Raw genomic sequence first — 20,643 nt, 5'->3', positions numbered from 1 at the left:
AAAGTAACCGGATGCTGCGACGCTACAGTGTAGAAGCTAATGACAGCAAGCGTAACACGGAGACAAAAAGTGCAAATCACTAAGCGCAATGTTGAGTTAAGAGTAGATGGCAGCTTAATGCGTGTTTATGTAGCGGCTCCCAAAGCAGCAGGAAAATACCCTGGTATTGTCTTCTATAGTGATATTTATCAGTTAGGTGATGCAATGATTCGTCTTGCTAACTACTTAGCAGGATACGGCTATGTAGTAGCAGCCCCAGAAATTTTTCACCGAATAGAGCCAGTTGGTTTAGTAATTGAGCCAGACGATCTGGGAAGGATGCGGGGTAATGACGATGCGCGTCGAACCTCGGTAGCTGATTATGATGCTGATTGTCTTGCTGTGATTGAATTTCTGAAAACAGAGAGTGCGGTTTCTCCAAATCAAATAGGCACTCTCGGCTTTTGTATTGGTGGACATTTAGCTTTCCGCGCAGCATTTCAAAGCGAAATTCGGGCTTGTGTCTGCTGTTACCCTACTGGTATTCCCAGTGGTAAACTGGGTAAAGAGGTAGCTGATACAATCCAGAGAGTAAGTGAAATCAAAGGCGAGATGCTAATGGTGTTTGGTACTCTCGATCCTCATATACCAGAGAGCGATCGCCAAATCATAATAAAAGCAATTGAGAACGCTAACATACCTCATCAAGTTTTCTTGTATGAAGCAGAACATACTTTTATGCGCGACGACGGTTATCGTTATGATTCTAGTGCTAGCACCGCAGCTTGGTCAGAAATAATAGCTTTTTTGGGGCGCATATTCGCAGAGTGAAAACTTATATTATTGCTTTATTCGCGTCAATTTTGAGTTGTTTGCAACGCTAACAAACCAGCACCATAAGCAGGTTCATATCTCGGAAATATCACCTTTACATTAGGAAATTTCTTAACAAGAGATGCTGCAAATCTTTCATGGATATTGCATCTACCGCGCCATACACTTCCCGTTGTGACTATTTCTAAAACTGAGTCGGCAGTAAAAATTGCATCAATTACTGTAGATGTAGCTTTTACTAACTCTTTTACAGCATCATCAATTATGATATTGGCTAATATATCACCTGATGCGGCTGCAAAATCTACAACTGGTGCTAAAGCAGCTATCTGTTTAACTCCCCATTTTCGGCGATATACTACTTCTATTAAATCTTCTATACTTTCCAAATCAAGATGCTGTTTGAAACCCTCTATCAAACTCGTTGACGTTTCCCGTCCATCATAAGATTTTAATGCTGCGTTCATAGCTGCGATCGCAATTTTATAGGCGCTACCTTCATCACCTAAAATATACCCCCAGCCGCCGACTCGCTTAGTATGTCCTTCATAATTTCGGCCGAAAACTATCGAACCAGTACCGACTGCAACCACAATTCCTACAGGCTGACCAATTCCACCAACTAAAGCAATCAAAGCATCGTTACAAATTACAATATTCGCTGGCTGTAACGCCCAAGTAATAGGCAATTTTTTATGCTGTAACTCTTTAACTAAACCTTTTACTACTTCGATATCTGCTACACGACCTACACCCGCTAAACCCAAACATATCGCGTCCATCTTTAGAGTATTTGTAATTATTGCTGTCTCAACTGCATTTTTAATTGCAGATTGAATAGATTGTAGAGTGGCTTCGATACCTATACTCTGATAGTTAGATGGGCCTGCTTCACCACGGCCTAGCACTTGACACAAATCATCCATCAAGACACAAACAGTCTTGCTACCGCCGCCATCTATTCCCAAAACATAACTCATGAACTTTAATAATGTTAATTATTTTGGCACTTCGGTTCTTCTTTTAAAGGAATAAAAAAGAGAGCAATCATTCCAGGAATGGTCAGCAAACAAATCAAGACAAAAAATAATGGATAGCCAAGTGCTTTTTGCAAATAACCACTAACTAATCCCGGTAACATCATTCCTAAAGCCATAAAGCCGGTAGATATGGCAAAATGAGAAGTTTTATATTCACCTTGGCAAATATACATTAAATAAACACTAAAAGCTGTAAATCCAAAACCATAGCCAAATTGCTCCAAGGAAACCAAGGGATATACTAATGTTAGTGAAGGCTTAGTGTAAGCCATATACACATAAAAAATATTAGGTAAATTCAATGCTAAAGCCATAGGAAATAAACATTTTTTTAATCCATATATAGAAATTAGCAAGCCTCCTAAAATTCCTCCACAGATTAGGGATATTACCCCAAATGTCCCGTAGACTAGCCCTACATCTGATGTTGATAACCCTAAGCCTCCTACTTCTGATTTGTCTAATAAAAATAAAGAGGCTATCTTCACAAGCATTGCTTCACCAAGTCTGTAAAGCAAGATAAATGCTAAAATATTTATAATTTTATCTTGAGCAAAATATGAGCTAATAATTGACCAAAAAGGTATATTTTCCCTAGCTTGTATTTGTCGTTTGTTATCTGATTCAGGTAAAGGTAAAATTAGACGATGGAAAATAAACAGGATTGATAAGATTAAAGCTGAGAAACCAATAGTTATAGTCCAGCTTAAAGGAATGTTGTTCAGAGAAACTTCAAGCTGACCTGCTAAGACTACTAATATTCCAGAGCCAAAAATGACAGCCATTCTATAAAATAGTGAGCGAATGCCAACAAAGAAGGCTTGTTGTTCTGGAGATAAAGCCAATAGATAAAAGCCATCTGTGGCAATGTCATAAGTCGCAGAAATAAATGCTCCTATTGTTAATGTCGCAAGGGAGATAAAAAAGAAATTTTGCAGCTGCAAGGAGAAGGCTATCAAACCCAAACAAGCCAACATGGCAAATTGGGTATAAAGTATCCATTGACGTTTGGTAGAATAAATATCGACAATTGGGCCCCAAAACATTTTGATGACCCAAGGTAGATAGAGAAAACTTGTCCACAAAGTAATTTGAGTATTATCTATTCCGAGTTTTTTGTAAAAGATTACGGAAACTGTATTGATAATGATGTAAGGTATGCCAGAGGCAAAGTAGAGAGTGGGTATGTATGTCCAGGGCGAAGGGGTGGTGGTTTGAGGTGTCATGTTTGCCTCTAATTATCGGTGTTATTAAAATTAGCATCCAATAGGACACCAATAGGATAAGTTATCTGTAATCTCCCCTTCAGAAAGGCGCATTCCTACACCTCCAGATATAAATTTGTCATTACCATTGTTATATAGCCAAGCTCCCCAAACTTGAGTCATTGGCTTGCCATCAATTTCTAATTTAGGAAATTCTAATAACTCTTGATAGACATAATTCTGTTGTGTATACCAAGGGTCATTATTACTACTACGCACAGAGATATTTCCTGAATTAACTGCAAATCCTCCTTCACCTTCTCTTCCTAAAATAGGTTTGGCAAAGTATGAATTACCTATTGCTGTTGCACTCAGTGATGTTTTCGGAAAATATTCCCAGACTGTTCCAGCATCTTTGCCAGAAAAAAAGTCATATCCCAAATCTTTAATTAGGGCAAATATACTTTTTGGTTGCAGTGCAAAGGCAGAACCAAAGTTTACAATCACAATTTTATTCTCAAAAATTAATTGCTCTAGAGCCGGCCATAATCTTTCACCTTTTTCATCAGTATCATGGATTAGCCATTCCACTGGATACCACATAAAAAGTATATCTATTGGTTTTTTTGTTCTCTGGTCAAATAGATACTCACCATCTTTGATGCCAAGATATTCTAAGGGTAAAATCGTACTTTTGGACTCCAAGTGATTTCTTAGCCATCGCATAGTACCTAAATCTTCGGCATTATTCAAAGCTGTAAATGCTACGCGACAGTCTGTAATTGGTTTACCCAAATTTAATGCGGCTCTATTTACATGTTGATTAAGTGTTATTTTTAAGATTTTTTGAGCATCTAAATCTGGTTGTTGCAATCCAAAATGTCTGGCGACCTTATTATTGCCGTCCGTACACTCAAACCAAAAACTAGGAGTTTGGGGATTAGTTTCTACTACCTTTTTTATCCCCGTTTCTTGATTCCAGCACCAGTCAAGACGCATACAAAATGGTGCGAGGAAGTCATATTTAACTAACTTGATAGTAGCTTCCGGAAATCCATAGTAAAGTAGTGTATCCTCATCAAGAGTGCGGATAATTTGCCACACTTGCGTTAAAACACTACCGACTGATTCCGATGCTTGCTGAATTTCTTGTATCGTCTGCGGTAAAACTTTATGGCAATAATAAAGAGCGTAAGGTGTTTCTTGGTCAGTCAGAGGTATACCTGTTCCTTCTTCAATAGGAGCAAAGTTGTACCAACCCATTTTCATTGACTGAAATAGACGCTTTCGTTGAGGACTGTTGAAAATATTCATAACTCTCTTATCCACCCGCATGACCACCGCGACCGAAACTACCAAAACCACTACGTCCCTTGGCAGAACCATTGGATGTCCCGACCTCCGATGAATCACCAGAACCGGATCTTCTAATGCTACTCCCACCAGAGTAACCACTTGTGCCGCTACCATTAGATGAGGGTGAACAGTTATTGGGTTGTTGTTTAGCGTTCGGCGACGTTGTGGAAATGCAATCTGACTGTCTTGCTTCTGGGGTTGTCGCACAAGAAGCAAGTAGCGATACAGTCATAACGAACACTATTAGTTGAAATAAACCTGGTTTCAATTTCATGAGTCTTTCTGGATGAATATACAGATGTCAGTTACGGAATTTATGCAAGATAACTACAAGGGTCAAAAATAGATTTCGCATTTCCAGATAGATTTTTTAAGGGTATATCCACGATTTAGAGAATTGCTAAACAAACCCTCTCCAACCCTGTGGCAAAATTTATTAGAGTCCTTCCATAGTTAGTTTGCCCAGCATGACCGCAACTATTCCCAATCTCCCCAGTCTCTACGACCCCTTTTCCACCGAAGCCAAGTGGCAAAAATTCTGGGAAGACAACCAAGTTTACAAAGCTGACCCCAACAAAGGCGGCGAACCCTACTGCATCGTCATTCCACCGCCGAATGTCACTGGCAGTTTGCACATGGGTCACGCTTTTGAAAGTGCGTTGATTGATACCCTCGTGCGCTACCACCGGATGCAGGGACGCAATACCCTATGGCTACCCGGAACTGACCACGCCAGCATCATTGTGCATATTATGCTGGAAAAGCAACTCAAAAAAGAGGGTAAGACTCGCTACGAATTGGGGCGCGAAAAATTCCTAGAACGCGCTTGGCAATGGAAAGCGGAGTCCGAGGGAACAATTCTGAATCAGCTACGACGCTTAGGTGTCTCGGTGGACTGGTCACGGGAAAGGTTTACCCTGGATGAGGGTTTATCTAAGGCTGTTGTGGAGGCATTTACTCGCCTTTACGAGGAAGGCTTAATTTATCGTGGTGAATATTTAGTTAACTGGTGTCCTGCTTCTCAGTCGGCTGTGTCTGATGTGGAAGTAGAAAATCAAGAGGTGAATGGAAATCTCTGGCACTTCCGCTATCCCCTCACCGATGGTTCCGGTTTTGTAGAGGTGGCGACAACTCGACCAGAAACGATGCTGGGTGATACGGCTGTAGCAGTTAATCCCAATGACGATCGCTACAAACATCTCATTGGCAAAACTGTAACTCTGCCAATTCTACAACGAGAAATTCCGATCATTGGCGATGAATATGTTGACCCCACTTTCGGTACAGGTTGCGTGAAAATAACTCCTGCCCATGACCTAAATGATTTTGACATGGGTAAGCGTCACAATCTGCCGTTAATCAACATTATGAACAAAGACGGCACTCTCAACGCTAATGCTGGGGAGTTTCAAGGACAAGACCGCTTTGTTGCTAGAAAAAATGTGGTTTCTCGCCTAGAAGCAGATGGCTTTTTGGTAAAGATAGAAGATTATAAACATACCGTTCCTTACAGCGATCGCGGTAAAGTACCTATTGAACCCCTCCTCTCAACTCAGTGGTTCGTCAAAATTCGCCCTTTAGCTGACAACACTCTCGAATTCCTCGACCAGCAAACTTCTCCAGAGTTTGTCCCCCAACGCTGGACAAAGGTCTATCGTGATTGGCTAGTAAAACTCACTGATTGGTGTATCTCTCGCCAATTATGGTGGGGACACCAAATTCCGGCTTGGTACGCTATCAGTGAAACAGATGGACAAATTACTGATAATACGCCCTTTGTCGTGGCAAAGTCGGAAACCGAAGCTTGGGAAAAAGCCAAATCACAATTTGGCGAAAATGTCAAGTTAGAACAAGACCCAGATGTGCTGGATACTTGGTTTTCTGCTGGACTCTGGCCATTTTCGACTTTAGGCTGGCCAGAACAAACTCAGGATTTAGCAACTTATTACCCGACTACCACTTTGGTAACAGGCTTTGATATCATCTTTTTCTGGGTAGCCAGAATGACTATGATGGCTGGGCATTTTACGCAGCAAATGCCTTTCCAAACAGTTTACATTCACGGCTTGGTGCTGGATGAAAAAGGCCAGAAGATGTCTAAGAGCAAAGGTAATGGCATTGACCCGTTGTTATTAATTGACAAATATGGTACTGATGCTCTGCGGTATACCCTAATTAGGGAAGTGGCTGGCGCTGGTCAAGATATCCGCTTGGAATACGATCGCAAAAAGGATGAATCAGCATCTGTAGAGGCATCCCGCAACTTTGCAAATAAGTTGTGGAATGCTGCCCGGTTTGTGATGATGAATTTGGATGGACAAACGCCGCAACAATTGGGGAACCCGGTAGCTACCGAATTGAGCGATCGCTGGATCATCTCGCGGTATCATCAAGTTATCAAACAAACCACGAATTACATCGATAATTACGGTTTAGGGGAAGCAGCAAAAGGACTCTACGAATTTATCTGGGGTGATTTCTGCGATCAATATATTGAACTAGTGAAATCTAGATTGCAAGCAGATGCCGATCCAGTATCGCGGCGGGTAGCACAGCAAACCCTCGGCTACATACTAGAAGGGATTATGAAACTGCTTCATCCCTTTATGCCTCATATTACCGAAGAAATTTGGCAAACTCTCACCCAACAATCAGCAGATTCACCGCAAACTTTGCCATTACAAATCTATCCCCAGGTAGATGCAAATTTAATTGATTCAGCATTAGAAGAACAGTTTGAATTGCTGATTGCTACTATCCGCACAATTCGGAATTTGCGAGCTGAGGCGGATATTAAGCCAGGGGTAAAAGTGACAGCGAATTTGCAAACTGAAAGCCAGAAAGAGCGAGAAGTTCTCACTGCTGGACAGTCTTATATTAAAGATTTGGCGAAGGTTGAGACTTTAACTATTACTGACAAGCAAGAAAACCAAACTGTTGCTGCGAAAAAACCTCAAAGGGGTTTGAAGACAATTGGCTTAATTATCGTGGCTATTGTCTTTGGTAGATTGGGTTTAGCTGCGGGAAATGCCATTGATGACATTCCCATCGTCGGAACTTTCTTTGAACTAATTGGTTTTGCTTACACAGCGTGGTTTATTAGCCAAAATTTACTTACTGCTCAAGCAAGACATAAGTTATGGAGACAGTTTTTTCCGCAGAAAGAATTAGAACAACCACAAGAACCAGAAAATGCGATCGCAGGTGTAATTGGTACAATACAGGTGCTAATTCCTCTAAGCGGTGTGGTAGATATTGAAGCTGTGCGTGCCAAGCTAGAAAAAAGCTTGAGTAAAGCTGAAGCAGAAGTTCAATCCTTGAGTACCAGATTAAACAATCCTAGTTTCGTAGATAGAGCTAGAGCTGATGTGGTACAGGGAGCGCGTGATGCCTTAGCAGAAGCACAGAAGCAAGCTGAAATTTTGCGCGATCGCCTCAAGGGGTTGTCGTAGCGATCGCCTGCGTGGCTTAGGATAACTGTAATGGGTAATGGGATTATTAATTCCCAATTACCCATTACCAATTAACAAGATCCAAATCTCAATTCTGGGACTTATTATTTTATTAAACTTTTTTAATTTTTAATTTTTAATTTTTAATTGGAGCGAAGCGACCCTCATGCTATATCTAGCCCAGGTGCGTAAAAACGATTTTTTAGACCAGCACCAGTTACGCTTATTGGCGCGTCAAGAAGCTGATAACTTGTGGGCGATAATTCCCGAAGAAGCTTTCATTCTGCTAGGCAAGGGAAAGATCATGAGTGAGAACTTGCTTGTTCTAGTCGAACTTTCTCCTACAGGCGATATTGAAAGAATAGAAGACGCTGCCAACTGGGTACTCCATCTGGTACAAAACTACCTCACCATCGGCATTACCCCAGAATTTTTGCAGCACGAAGCCGAGCGAGCAGAACATTGGCGACAATCCCTGACGTTGCAAAATCAAGACTTAGCAAGGCGTTCTTTAGAGTTAGAAGCCAGACGCGAACAAATTCAAGCTTTAGAAGAAAGCCTCAAACGCGAGAAAAATGGTTATTCCCAAGAGGAAAGTTAAAAGTTTGCAGTTATGTTGCACTCAAATGTGTATTTATGACAGATTACCCAGCAAGAGTTGATCTGTCTCTTACTGGGTAATTTCTCAATGCTTGTTATAGTTAGCTTGCGTTAGGCAATGATAGTAATATTTGCACTACTAAGCGCCACCTGATTGGAGAACTGGGCAATTTGAATAACTTGTGCAGCATTACCAGTTCCATCCGCGTCAAAGAAAAGATTACCCGTAGTTTTATCGTACATAAAGCGGTCGCTCGCTGCGATCGCAGTGGTACCAAGTCGAAATAAGCCTGCATCAAGCGTAGTATTTTGAGATTGAACCAGTCCGAATTCAGCCTTGGAAATCAAGATAGTATCCTCTCCAAGAGTAAAATCAGCGATCGTATCATACCCTCCAATACGGGTACCAGTTAGGTTGAAGCTATCTTGCCCAGTTTCACCAGTCAATACATCTCGACCAACTCCACCAGCGATTAGATCGTTACCTGCACTACCGAACAAGGTGTCATTGCCTGAGTTACCAAAGAGGCTGTCATTGCCATCTCCTCCTGTTAACGTGTTAGCAGCATTATTTCCCATCAGGATGTTATTAAGGCTATTACCAGTACCATTGATTGCTCCGGTTCCAGTCAGAGTCAAATTCTCTAGGTTATTTACCAACACCCAATTCACCGAAGAATTGACTAAATCTGTGCCTGCATCTAAGCCTTCAATAATCAAGTCGTTTACGTTGTCTACAGTGTAAATATCATTACCGACTCCACCATCAAGACTGTCAGTCCCTGCACCTCCATTCAAGGAGTCATCACCTACACCGCCTAACAAGGTATCATTACCTGAGCTACCAAAGAGGCTATCGTTGCCATCAACTCCATTTAACGTGTTAGCACCACTATTTCCCGTCAGGATGTTATTAAAGCTATTACCAGTACCATTGATTACCCCACTTCCAGTCAGGGTCAAGTTCTCCAGGTGATCTGCCAACACCCAATTCACCGAAGACTTAATTAAATCAGTGCCTGAATTTAAGCCTTCAATAATCGAGTCGTTTACGTTGTCTACAGTGTAAATGTCATTGCCAGCTCCACCATTAAGACTATCAGATCCTAAACCTCCATCCAAGGTGTCATCACCTGCACCGCCTAACAAGGTGTCATTGCCGGAACCACCAATTAGGCTATCGTTGCCATCTTCTCCATTCAAGATGTTAGCACCAGTATTGCCAATCAAGATGTTATTAAGACTGTTACCAGTACCATTGATTACCCCACTTCCAGTCAGGGTCAAGTTCTCCAGGTTATTTCCCAACACCCAACTCACCGAAGATTTAACTAAATCTGTGCCTGCATTTAAGCCTTCAATAATAATATCGTTCAGGTTGTCTACGATATAAATATCATTGCCGACTCCACCATTGATACTATCAGATCCTAAACCGCCATCTAAGGTATCATTGCCTGCACCACCCAACAAGGTGTCATTGTCGGAATCACCAAAGAGGTTATCGTTGCCATTTTCTCCACTCAAAATGTTAACGCCAGTATTACCAATCAAGATGTTATTAAAGCTATTACCAGTACCATTGATTGCCCCACTTCCAGTCAGGGTCAAGTTCTCCAGGTTATTTCCCAACACCCAACTCACCGAAGATTTAACTAAATCTGTGCCTGCATTTAAGCCTTCAATAATAATATCGTTCAGGTTATCTACGATATAAATATCATTGCCTTTACCACCGATGAGACTGTCAACTCCTGCACCACCATCTAAGGAATCATTTCCATCGGCGCCATCAAGGGTGTCATTATCACCTAGTCCTTGGAGCGTGTCATTGCCCTGCAATCCTGAGATGACATCAATATTGGCTGTACCATTTAGGTTGTCTGCACCTAAAGTACCATTAATCACATTGTATTGATTAATAGTCAAGTTGACGGTAGCAGTACTATTGCCTCCATGCCCATCACTTATTGTGTAAGTGAAGGCATCGAAGCCATAATAGTTTTGAACAGGGGTATAAGTGTAAGTACCGTCGTTGTTGTTAACTAAGCTTCCTTGGCTAGGTTGGGTGAAGCCAGTAATACTCAAAACATCACTAACATCGACATCTTTATCATTGCTTAACAGAGTAGTAGCACTAATAATAACGGGTATGTTTCTTTTTGTGGTGATGCTATCGTTAACAGCAACAGGCACATCATTCATCGCCGTAATATTAATATCGCGGGTAACGGCAGTACTATTAGCAGTCCCATCATTAATTAGAAAGCTGACGGTACGAGGTGTAAGACTGGGGTTATCACTGCTGTTGGTATAAGTAATAGAACGTAGTGCGGTTTGATAATTAGCAACGGTGGCACTGCCAGTTAAGGTTAAGACACCTGTGGTGCTGTTGTAGCTGCCCATAATCCCATTTTGATTGGTGAAGGCGAGGCTATCTTGAGCAGAAACAAAGCCACTGCTAATTCTGACAGTAGCACTAGCTAAGTTAGCAGAGTCTTCATCGCTAACGGTGATGCCTGAATCGATGGCTGTAGTAGCGTTCTCGGTGTATGCCAGAGCAGAGTTGGTAGTAGTAGCAATGGGCGCATTGTTCACTGCCGTAATATTAATATTGCGGGTAACAACAGTACTATTATCAGTCCCATCATTGACCACAAAGCTGACGGTACGAGGTGTAGTAGTGGGGTTATCACTACTGTTGGTATAAGTAACAGAACGTAGTGCGGTTTGATAGTTAGCAACAGTGGAACTGCCAGTTAAGGTTAAAACACCTGTGGTGCTGTTGTAGCTGCCCGTAATCCCATTTTGGTTGGTGAAGGCGAGGGTGTCTTGAGCAGAGACAAAACCATTGGTAATGCTGACAGTGGCACTAGCTAGGTTGTCTGAGTCTAAGTCACTAACAGTGATACCTGAGTCAATGACTGTAGTGGTGTTCTCGGTGTATGCCAGGGCGGAGTTAGTGGCAGTAGCAACAGGTGCATCATTTACTGCCGTAATATTAATATTGCGGGTAATGGCAGTACTATCAGCAGCCCCATCATTAACTATAAAGCTGATGGAACGAGGTGTAAGACTGGGGTTATCACTGTTGTTGGTATAAGTAATAGAACGTAGTGCGGCTTGATAATTTGCAACACTAGAACTGCCAGTTAAGGTTAAAACACCTGTGGTGCTGTCGTAGCTACCCGTAATCCCATTTTGGTTGGTGAAGGCGAGGGTATCTTGAGCAGAGGCGAAACCACTGGTAATGCTGATAGTGGCACTAGCCAAGTTGTCTGAGTCTTGATCGCTGACGGTGATGCCTGAGTCAATGGCTATAGTGGTGTTTTCGGTGTATGCCAAGGCAGAGACAGAAGCAGAAATGATTGTCGGGGGAACCCCTTTATTGGGGTTTAGTTGGGCATATATCCCATTGTCAGACAAGTCTTGACCATCGCTTTGCCAGGAAATGACAAAGTCTCCCCCTGCATTCATTGCAACTGTGGGGATACTTTGGTCGCTGGTGGTGTAGGTATTAACCTTAAATTCGCCCCCTTGAGCCACCCCAAGATTATTGTAGCGTTGGGCATATATTCCATTACTAGAACCATCCTGACCAAAGCTTTGCCAGGAAATGATAAAGCTCCCATCTGCATCCATCGCGACTGTGGGATTAGCTTGGTCGCTGGTGGTGTAGGTATTAACCTTAAATGCGCCCCCTTGAGCCACCCCAAGATTGTTGTAGCGTTGGGCATATATCCCATTAATAGAACCATCCTGACCATCGCTTTGCCAGGAAATCACAAAGTTCCCATCTGCATCCATCGCGACTGTGGGGTTAGCTTGGTTGTTGCTGGTGTAGGTATTAACCTTAAATTCGCTCCCTTGAGCCACCCCAAGATTGTTGTAGCGTTGGGCATATATCCCATTACTAGAACCATCCTGACCAAAACTTTGCCAGGAAATGACAAAGTCCCCATCTGCATCCATTGCGACTGTAGAGTTATATTGATCGCTATTGGTATAGGTATTAACCTTAAATTCATTCCCTTGAGCCACCCCAAGATTGTTGTAGCGTTGAGCATATATCTCATAGCTAAACCCTTCCTCTGAACTAATCCAAGAGATAACAAAGTCCCCACTTGAATCCATCGCTACTGCTATGGGATTAGCTTGGTCGCTGGTGGTGGAGGTATTAACCTTAAATTCGCCCCCTTGAGCCACCCCAAGATTGTTGTAGCGTCGGGCATATATATCAGTACCCTCTTTACTATCACTTTGCCAGGAAATAACAAAGTCACCATCTGTATCTATCGCTATTACGGGATTATATTGATTGCCACTAGTGCTAGTATTAACTTGAAATTCGCCCCCTTGAGGTGTTCCGTCGGTGTTATAGCGTTGGGCATATATCTTAGTTCCGTCTTGACCATTACTTTGCCAGGAAATAACAAAGTCACCATCTGCATCTATAGCTACTGTGGAGTTAGATTGATTGCCAATGGTGGTGGTATTAACTTGGAATTCAGTCATGAAAAACCTCTGAAAAAACTAAAGATTTGATTTCAACAATTACGGTCTGATTAGATAGATTCGTTAGTTATTAGGAATCACTGCACTCGGTCGCAGCCAATAGTTAAACTCTGGTGCAGTAAATGCTTGGCGGATTTCTTTTCGTTCCTGATTCAAAACCATCGGACGCTGTACACCAGCAAGAAACTGTACATCATAAAGTTCTTGACAGCCTGCGGTGAACTTCAGCATCCCTACCTGCTGCCCATTTCGTAAATCCACGACTGCCACACCACAGAGCAACTTCTCAAATCGTTGAGTTATGGGCAACCCTCCGAAAATATGCCGTTCCCGAATCTGGCATAGTCCCACTAGGGCGTAATACCCAACGCAGCACAACCCCCGTAGAAATCCAGGGAGTACACAGACTACTTGTTGGTCTCCTGATTCTGGATGAATGCGCCATATTTCCCCTGCACCAGAGTTGAGTAACCACAAAAACCCGTCATGCCAAATTGGGGAATGGGGCATTGATAATCCATTTACAATAATTTCATTGCTCTCTACTTCCACTACGACTCCACCGTTGGCTTTGCCTGAGCGCCATCCTCCAACGGTATCTGTCGCACCAAGGGCAGTCACATACTTGGGTTTACCATCCACCATTGCTAATCCATTCAGGTGGCATCGGTCTTCTGGCACTACTTCAGAAATAAATTTGGGATGCCAGCGCGGTACAAAGCTAAAGTCTGGACTCAAAGCAGAAAGACACGAAAAGCGGGTGTTGACAATCCATAGCCCTTCTCTGCCAAATTCCAGGTCGTGAATGTTCAGGTCGCCTGTAAAATATGTCATCCGTGGCAAATATAGGGCATCGTAGCGTCCGGGCTGATCTTCTAAAAACTCATAAGCTAAGGCGGGGGCATTGGCTAATAAACAGACTTCATGATGGCTAGCCAGTGCTAGCCGTGAACCATTCACTGCTAATCCCATTGGTTTGGAAAATTGGCGTAACAGCATGGTTATCTGTTCCCCATTCCAGCCTACTAGTGCCAGTTTTCCAGCTTGGTAGGTGGTGATGGCAATTGAACCTCCAGCTTGACTTAGCCAGGAAATAAATCCTTGATCGGCATCACATTGAATTAAGTTATTCTCTTCTGGCGCAGTAGTAGGAAAAGTGGACAACATAAATCAGTTGAATTAAATTTCAAATTTTGTTGAGGAACTTTAGGTTTAGTTAAATACAAAATATACTCAGTGGCTCCAGCCCTTAAAATTGAGCTGTAAATTACCAACTATGAACCCCGAAAATTACTGGCACAAAGCACTAGTACAGCATGGCGTAAATCCAGCTATCACCTCAATTAAGCAGACAAGTTGCTCTGAGCAACTGGTTAAAGGTGAACAAATTTATGCCAAAGTGTACTAGTGATTGATGTCATTAGTTTTGATGAGTTGTGAAAGTTTGTAGTCAGGGCTAAAACTCTTGAAATTGACTGATAAATCGCTCACTACGAAACTCTCAGAATTAATGACACAGGCCACTAGGCGTGCCATCATTATCAATAAACAAGTCTGTACCAGAAACAGCACCTAAAAGAATCGTCCCGAGAAAATAGGTCGCGCCGCCATAAAGCTGCACTGGATCTAACTTTGCAGATGTTTTGAACTTGGTTTTTTATAATGTCCTAGTGGTAAATTTTATTTGGTAATCTACTGTTATAATAAAGACTATTTTATTTAAAAATAAACTGTATATATACTGAATGTAAAAATTGGTTAAAACTTCAATAATTTGAAAACTCGATCAGCAAGTTTTATTACTATAGCGGCGAATTGCGTTGTTATGGTTAAGAAAATGCGTAAGTGTAGTCCGTGGAATACATCGCCATCTTTTGTATTAAATATTTAGCCTAAACCCGTATAAATATGCGATTTTTCACTCGAAATCAATAGAGGTAAAAGTAGCAAGTCTGACACAAGTTGCCTTGTAATGGCTGAAATTCCTGCTAAAAAAAGATTATAAAAATAAAATTATTATTTGACCCACAATTACCTAAAAAAGCTTTTTTGGTGTGCCATTTAAAATGTACGACGAAAGTAGGATGAGACAACAAGAGTATGGTGTAACAGTATGGTTCACTGGTCTGAGTGGTGCAGGTAAAACTACTATCTGCCAATTCGTGGAGAAGAAACTGCGGATACAGGGATACAGAGTTGAAGTTCTGGATGGTGATGCGGTACGTCAAAACCTATGCAAAGGATTGGGTTTCAGTAAAGAGGATCGAGTGGAGAATATTAGGCGCATTGGTTTTGTATCTCAACTTCTTGCCAGAAATAATGTAGTTGTATTGGTTTCGGCCATTTCACCATACCGCGAAATTCGGGAAGAAGTGCGCCAAAGTATTCCACATTTCATTGAAGTTTACGTCAATGCATCATTAGAAGTTTGTGAACAGCGAGACGTAAAAGGGTTATATAAAAAAGCAAAAGCTGGGGAAATTAAGCACTTTACTGGTATTGATGCTCCTTATGAAATACCACTCTGTCCTGAAGTCGAATGCAAAACTAACCAGGAAAGCGTTGCTCAAAGTGCAACTAAGGTCTTAAAAAAGCTAGAAGAGTTGGGTTATATAATTGCTACAATTAATGGTTTATGAGTTAAATAAAGTTTTTAACTCATAACTTTTACTAAGATGCCAATAATTGCCGAATTAATCTGGCTACAGCTTTCTGGGTGAAGCGGTTGGCAATTTGTTGACCTAAACGTTGTACATCAGAATTTACCAATAACTGGGCAATTTGGGATGCAACCTGGACTGGATCAAAACCTCTTGTTTCTCGGAGAATACCTAATATACGTTTAATATGCTCCAAGGTTTGTTGTTGTTCAACTGTAGCCGCTGGAGTTTTATTCACAGCTGTCAATCCTACTCGTTCTCGTAACAAGGAGGTAAAGTTATGCAAAACATTTTTACCTAAAGCATCAAGTCCGTTAACAGATTCATCTACTAGCTTGTCACGAATAAAAGCACCCCGTTCAGATGAGAGAAATTCTATCCCCTGATTCAGCACTAAATTAAAGTCGTAGTCTTGACTATTACGCGCATTTTTTAACAAGTTTTCTAAGCGATTCCAGCGAAATCTGCCATCTTTAAATAACAAATCTTGCAATGATGCTCTTAATTGCGGCGCTGGGTCTGTTAACAGGCGTTTAGAAACGTAGGGATAAGCTTCGCTGAGGACTTTAAAGTTGGGATCTATATATATTGCAATACCTTCGAGTGTCACCAGGGAGCGAATAATTAAGGCGTAGTAAGGCGGTACACGGAAAGGATACTCATACATCAAAGCCGATAGTTCATCAGTGATGCTTTTAATATTAAGATCGGCAACACTAGCTCCTTCCGCATCAGCAAAGACTCTGGCAAAAGCTGGGATAATTGGTGTTAAATCGGTTTCTGGTGATAAGAAATCTAATTTAACGTAATCTTTTGCTAATCCTTCAAAATCGCGGTTGACGACGTGAACGATCGCTTCAATCAAACCATAACGCTGGGGTGGCTTAATCTCACTCATCATCCCAAAGTCGAGATAAGCTAACTTACCATCGGTTGTTGCTAACAAATTACCAGGGTGGGGATCTGCATGGAAAAATCCATGCTCTAGCAGCTGGCGCAGGGAACACTGCACACCCACTTCAATTAGATAACGAGCATCTATACCTTGGGCGCTAATTTCTTCTGTTTGGGTTAATTTGGTGCCGTTAATCCACTCCATCGTCAAGACGCGACGATTGGTGTATTCCCAGTAAATTTTCGGTACATATACGTCTTTTATATGACCGTATAACTCGAAAAATCGTTCGGCATTTTCACCCTCATGGATGTAATCCATCTCTTCAAAAATGCGATCGCCTAATTCATCGAGAATCCCAACTAAGTCACTTCTTACCTTTTTAACCTTTTTCTGCACCCAAGCAGCGAGGTTACGCAAGATATACAAGTCAATGGTAATTCCCTCTCTTAAGTCAGGGCGTTGAACTTTAACAGCAACTTCTTCACCAGTTTTTAGCTTACCCTTATACACTTGCCCCAATGAAGCCGCAGCAATTGGCTGGGCCGAGAGTTCCGCGTAAACCTCTTCTGGAGGTGCGCCTAGTTCTTCTTTAATAAACTGGTAAGCAATTTCGTTAGGAAAAGGCGGTAATTGGTCTTGTAGTTTAGTTAATTCTTCTAGATATACCGGAGGAACCAGATCCGGTCTGGTAGATAAAGCTTGTCCAATTTTGATGTAAGCAGGCCCTAATTGGGTCAGCAATACTCGTAGCTGAGTAGCTCGACGGCGGTCATTTTTGACGATAATTCCCCGTTTACTATCCGACCACAACCCAAAAACAAAGGATAGAGCCGGCCCCAACACGGCGAAAATCCGCCGTACAACTTGTAGGGGCCTGTTTTGGTAATGCGCCGCAATCACCACAGGATCGTAAAGCGTCTCAGGTTGGTCTGTTGTCCTTAACTGTTGGGCTGCTAAGAGTCTTGGCGATCGCACAACTAAGCTTGATGTACCATCTTCTGGCACTATATCAATAACGTCCAGTTCGCCTCGGCTATTTGTGCCGTTGCTACTGTCCTCCTGAATCGGTCGGGAACTAGGGGGAAATGTCTTAACAATCATGAAGAATGGCCACCAGTCAGAACGATCACATTAAGTATTGTAACAATATGTTGATGGATTGGACATAGGCCATTAGACATTGGGCATTAGGATTAAAAAATTTTTTTCCCTACCCAGTCGCCAGTACCCAGTGGTTTGTTACACTTAAACGGGCATACTAGTTCAATCGTATTAGATATTGCTAGTTGCTCAAAGATGAGACTTATTATCCTGTAAGTTGGAAGTATCCGGCATCTGCCCTCATGGAGAATTTGGCTTGATGTTGCTCTGCCTGCGAATAGAAAACTTTGCCCTAATTGACCAACTGGAATTGGAATTTGGCGCCGGACTAAATGTGTTAACAGGTGAAACCGGCGCTGGAAAATCGATTATCTTAGATGCCATTGATGCCGCTTTGGGCGGTAAAGTCTCTAGTCGAGTCATTCGCACGGGGACAAGTCGGGCAATGGTAGAAGCGACTTTCACCTCAAACGCCCCCTTAGCCGCTTGGTTAACTGAACAAGAAATAGATTTGCTTGATGAAAATTCCGTAGTTATTAGTCGAGAAATCACAGCCACTGCTAGTAATATCCGCAGTCGATCGCGGGTGAATGGCGTGTTGGTGAATCGGCAGATTATGGGAGGAATGCGCGATCGCTTGGTGGAAATCACCGCCCAAGGTCAAACTGTACAAGTGGGACAATCTGCCCAAGTCCGCGATTGGTTGGATTTATATGGCGGTGATTCTCTAATGCAGCAGCGTCATAAAGTCGCCACAAGTTTCAGTGCTTACCAACAGGCGAATTTAGCACTAGAAAAACGCCGCACATCAGAACGGGAACGCTTACAACAACTCGACTTACTCACTTATCAAGTGCAAGAACTAGGAGCAGCCAATCTGTGCGAACCTGATGAATTGGAACAGTTGGGACAAGAAAGGGAACGCCTAAATCATGTCGTTGATTTGCAACAAATGAGTTACAAGGTTTATCAGGCTTTGTATCAAAACGATCATGAAACTCCCGCCGCAGGTGATTTATTGGGAGACAGTGAGGCAATCTTAAATGACATGGTGGAATATGATACGCAATTGCAACCCTTATTAGAATTGGTGCGGGACGCGCAAGCTGCGGTAATGGAAGTGGGAAGGCAGATTAATGCTTATGGGGATGGATTAGAAGCCGATCCGCATCGATTAGAAGAGGTGGAAGAACGAATTCAGGAATTAAAGCAAATTTGCCGCAAATATGGGCCGACACTTACAGAAGCGATCGCTTATTATCAGCGTATCCAAGGGGAATTAGCCCAACTTAATGACAGCGAACAATCTATCGAAAAGCTAGAACAGCAAGAAAAGGCGTGTTTTGAGAAACTTACCCAAGCAAGTAATCAGTTAACTCAACTGCGGAGTAAGGCGGCTGCTAATTTAGAATCACGTTTGATAGCTGAACTCAAGCCCCTAGCGATGGAAAAGGTGAAATTTTTGGTTGAAATATTACCAGCTTTCCCAACTGCTATGGGAGCAGATAAAATTACTTTTATGTTTAGTTCCAACCCTGGAGAACCACTGCAACCTTTAACGGAAGTTGCCTCTGGTGGGGAAATGAGCCGTTTTTTACTGGCGCTGAAAGCTTGTTTTTCTCAGGTTGATGCGGCTGGGACAATGGTATTTGATGAAATTGATGTTGGGGTTTCGGGAAGAGTCGCCCAAGCGATCGCAGAAAAATTACACCAGCTAAGTCAACGCAACCAAGTATTATGTGTTACCCACCAGCCTTTAGTTGCAGCAATGGCCGATCGCCATTTCCGCGTAGATAAGCAAACTATAAATCAAGGCAAAGGTAAAAAAGCCAACAATGACAACGCCGAACAGCGTACTGTTGTCAGAGTTACTACCTTGGAGAATTTAAATACTCGCCGGGAAGAACTAGCACAGTTAGCTGGTGGTAAATCTGCAAGTGATGCGATCGCTTTTGCGGAATCTTTGTTATTACAAGCTGCTAACCATCGTCAAAAAATTAAAAATTAAACTTGAAGAAGAATTCAGAAGTCAGAATTCAGGAGCCGGAGACGTTTCCGTTGCTCCTACGTAGATTTTTTCACATAATCAAATTGGATTGCAATAGAAGTAATCTGCTCCTTGAAATTTTTAAAACAGCATTGTTGTCTTTTTACTCATAATGCCCATTTGTCAAGTCAGATTTATACCAATTTACATGATCTTACCCTGCAAATTGCATTAGTAAAATTATCTAAAGATTTGACATAAGCATCAAAAGATTTGGCATAAGCATCTAAATATTTTTCATTGTAAAAATAAGTATTTTTTTTTATATTCATTAACATGACCAGAAAAAATTACAGTTTTCTGCCAATATTTTTTCATAAAAACACTCTGTAATTTAGTCCAAAAAGCTCAAAATTAGCAATTCAAGAAACAATAAAAAAGCTACAGATGAAGCTTTATTGTGCTTTTTTGGCATTTATTAATGAAGCAAAATTTATGTCCTAATAGGAGAATTAACTCTAATGGCATCTGATTCAAATTCTGTTTTTGGTAACACCGTTAATAGTGGTAGTCAAGCTAGCAACCCTTTCGCATCTGGAGGCGCTTTTGGCATCCCAACGGCTGACAGCTTCGATTTTGATAAGTATGGTATTCCCAAAGAAGGCAGTTTCGATTCTGCTAAGTATGGCATCCCAACGGCTGAAAGCTTTGATCCTGCTAAGTATGGCATCCCAACGGCTGACAGCTTCGATTTTGATAAGTATGGTATTCCAAAAGAAGGCAGCTTTAGTTTAGGTAGCGCTGGCATCCCAACGGCTGATAGCTTCAACCCTTCTCAGTATGGTATTCCAACGGCTGATAGCTTTAATCCTTCTCAGTATGGTATTCCAACCGGAGGCAGTATACCAAATATTGGTGGTAGCCCAACTGCTTAGTGTGGGAATTGGTAAATTTAAGTTAGACATAATCCTAAAACTCTGGGTTTGTCTACCTCTGAATTAAGCGATATGCAACTT

Annotated in this window: 14 protein-coding genes; 7 read left to right on the top strand and 7 right to left on the bottom strand. The window is 41.9% G+C overall.

All coding sequences use genetic code 11. The features are described 5' to 3' along the window. Positions 1-69: 69 nt before the first annotated feature. On the top strand, positions 70-810 hold the full coding sequence (locus RMY27_RS04480) for a dienelactone hydrolase family protein (protein ID WP_322660791.1): 741 nt from the start codon (positions 70-72) through the stop codon (positions 808-810). Between the two features lie 26 nt (positions 811-836). Here the strand turns inward: RMY27_RS04480 and RMY27_RS04475 are convergent, their stop codons facing one another. Genes RMY27_RS04475 through RMY27_RS04460 form a run of 4 tightly spaced genes read right to left on the bottom strand, consistent with a single transcriptional unit; the run spans position 837 to position 4,688 of the window. Further along, entirely contained in the window at positions 837-1,793 is a 957-nt protein-coding gene (locus tag RMY27_RS04475) for an N-acetylglucosamine kinase (RefSeq protein ID WP_322660790.1), read from the bottom strand. Positions 1,794-1,807: 14 nt separating this feature from the next. Beyond that, entirely contained in the window at positions 1,808-3,079 is a 1,272-nt protein-coding gene (locus RMY27_RS04470) for an MFS transporter (RefSeq protein WP_322660788.1), read from the bottom strand. Between the two features lie 30 nt (positions 3,080-3,109). Further along, positions 3,110-4,417, bottom strand: a complete 1,308-nt coding sequence (locus RMY27_RS04465; protein ID WP_322660786.1) for a glutathionylspermidine synthase family protein — start codon at positions 4,415-4,417, stop codon at positions 3,110-3,112. After that, positions 4,380-4,688, bottom strand: coding sequence for a hypothetical protein (locus RMY27_RS04460; RefSeq protein ID WP_322660784.1), 309 nt, complete (start codon positions 4,686-4,688; stop codon positions 4,380-4,382). The genes RMY27_RS04465 and RMY27_RS04460 overlap by 38 nt, the downstream gene beginning before the upstream one ends. A gap of 193 nt (positions 4,689-4,881) precedes the next feature. On the opposite strand from RMY27_RS04460, the gene RMY27_RS04455 reads away from it, so the two are divergent. Together RMY27_RS04455 and RMY27_RS04450 are read left to right on the top strand one after the other, a co-directional pair. After that, positions 4,882-7,866 carry a valine--tRNA ligase gene (locus tag RMY27_RS04455; RefSeq protein WP_322660782.1) on the top strand — a complete coding sequence of 995 codons (2,985 nt, stop codon included), beginning with the start codon at positions 4,882-4,884 and terminating at the stop codon, positions 7,864-7,866. A 166-nt stretch (positions 7,867-8,032) separates the two neighbouring features. Beyond that, on the top strand, positions 8,033-8,467 hold the full coding sequence (locus RMY27_RS04450) for a hypothetical protein (protein WP_322660780.1): 435 nt from the start codon (positions 8,033-8,035) through the stop codon (positions 8,465-8,467). A gap of 110 nt (positions 8,468-8,577) precedes the next feature. Here the strand turns inward: RMY27_RS04450 and RMY27_RS04445 are convergent, their stop codons facing one another. Together RMY27_RS04445 and RMY27_RS04440 are read right to left on the bottom strand one after the other, a co-directional pair. After that, the gene (locus tag RMY27_RS04445; RefSeq protein WP_322660778.1) at positions 8,578-12,981 is read right to left on the bottom strand and encodes a beta strand repeat-containing protein; all 4,404 of its coding nucleotides are present in this window, start codon (positions 12,979-12,981) and stop codon (positions 8,578-8,580) included. Positions 12,982-13,044: 63 nt separating this feature from the next. Then, positions 13,045-14,148 (bottom strand): TIGR03032 family protein, encoded by a 1,104-nt coding sequence (locus tag RMY27_RS04440; protein ID WP_322660776.1) that lies wholly within the window; start codon positions 14,146-14,148, stop codon positions 13,045-13,047. Positions 14,149-14,257: 109 nt separating this feature from the next. On the opposite strand from RMY27_RS04440, the gene RMY27_RS04435 reads away from it, so the two are divergent. Together RMY27_RS04435 and cysC are read left to right on the top strand one after the other, a co-directional pair. Next, on the top strand, positions 14,258-14,389 hold the full coding sequence (locus RMY27_RS04435; protein WP_322660775.1) for a hypothetical protein: 132 nt from the start codon (positions 14,258-14,260) through the stop codon (positions 14,387-14,389). 658 nt (positions 14,390-15,047) lie between these two features. Further along, positions 15,048-15,620: an adenylyl-sulfate kinase gene (cysC, locus tag RMY27_RS04430; protein WP_322660823.1), complete on the top strand. Its 573-nt coding sequence runs from the start codon at positions 15,048-15,050 to the stop codon at positions 15,618-15,620. Between the two features lie 31 nt (positions 15,621-15,651). Here the strand turns inward: cysC and RMY27_RS04425 are convergent, their stop codons facing one another. Continuing rightward, a complete protein-coding gene (locus RMY27_RS04425) occupies positions 15,652-17,640 on the bottom strand; it encodes an AarF/ABC1/UbiB kinase family protein (protein WP_322660773.1) in 1,989 nt (662 codons plus the stop codon). Between the two features lie 259 nt (positions 17,641-17,899). Between RMY27_RS04425 and recN the strand changes: the two genes are divergently transcribed. Further along, on the top strand, positions 17,900-19,648 hold the full coding sequence (gene recN, locus RMY27_RS04420) for a DNA repair protein RecN (RefSeq protein ID WP_322660772.1): 1,749 nt from the start codon (positions 17,900-17,902) through the stop codon (positions 19,646-19,648). Positions 19,649-20,148: 500 nt separating this feature from the next. Beyond that, entirely contained in the window at positions 20,149-20,562 is a 414-nt protein-coding gene (locus RMY27_RS04415) for a hypothetical protein (protein ID WP_322660769.1), read from the top strand. Positions 20,563-20,643: the final 81 nt, after the last annotated feature.

It is taken from the genome of Nostoc sp. DedQUE09, assembly GCF_034530915.1.
Lineage (GTDB): Bacteria > Cyanobacteriota > Cyanobacteriia > Cyanobacteriales > Nostocaceae > Nostoc.
This window is presented reverse-complemented; position numbering and strand designations above follow the sequence as displayed.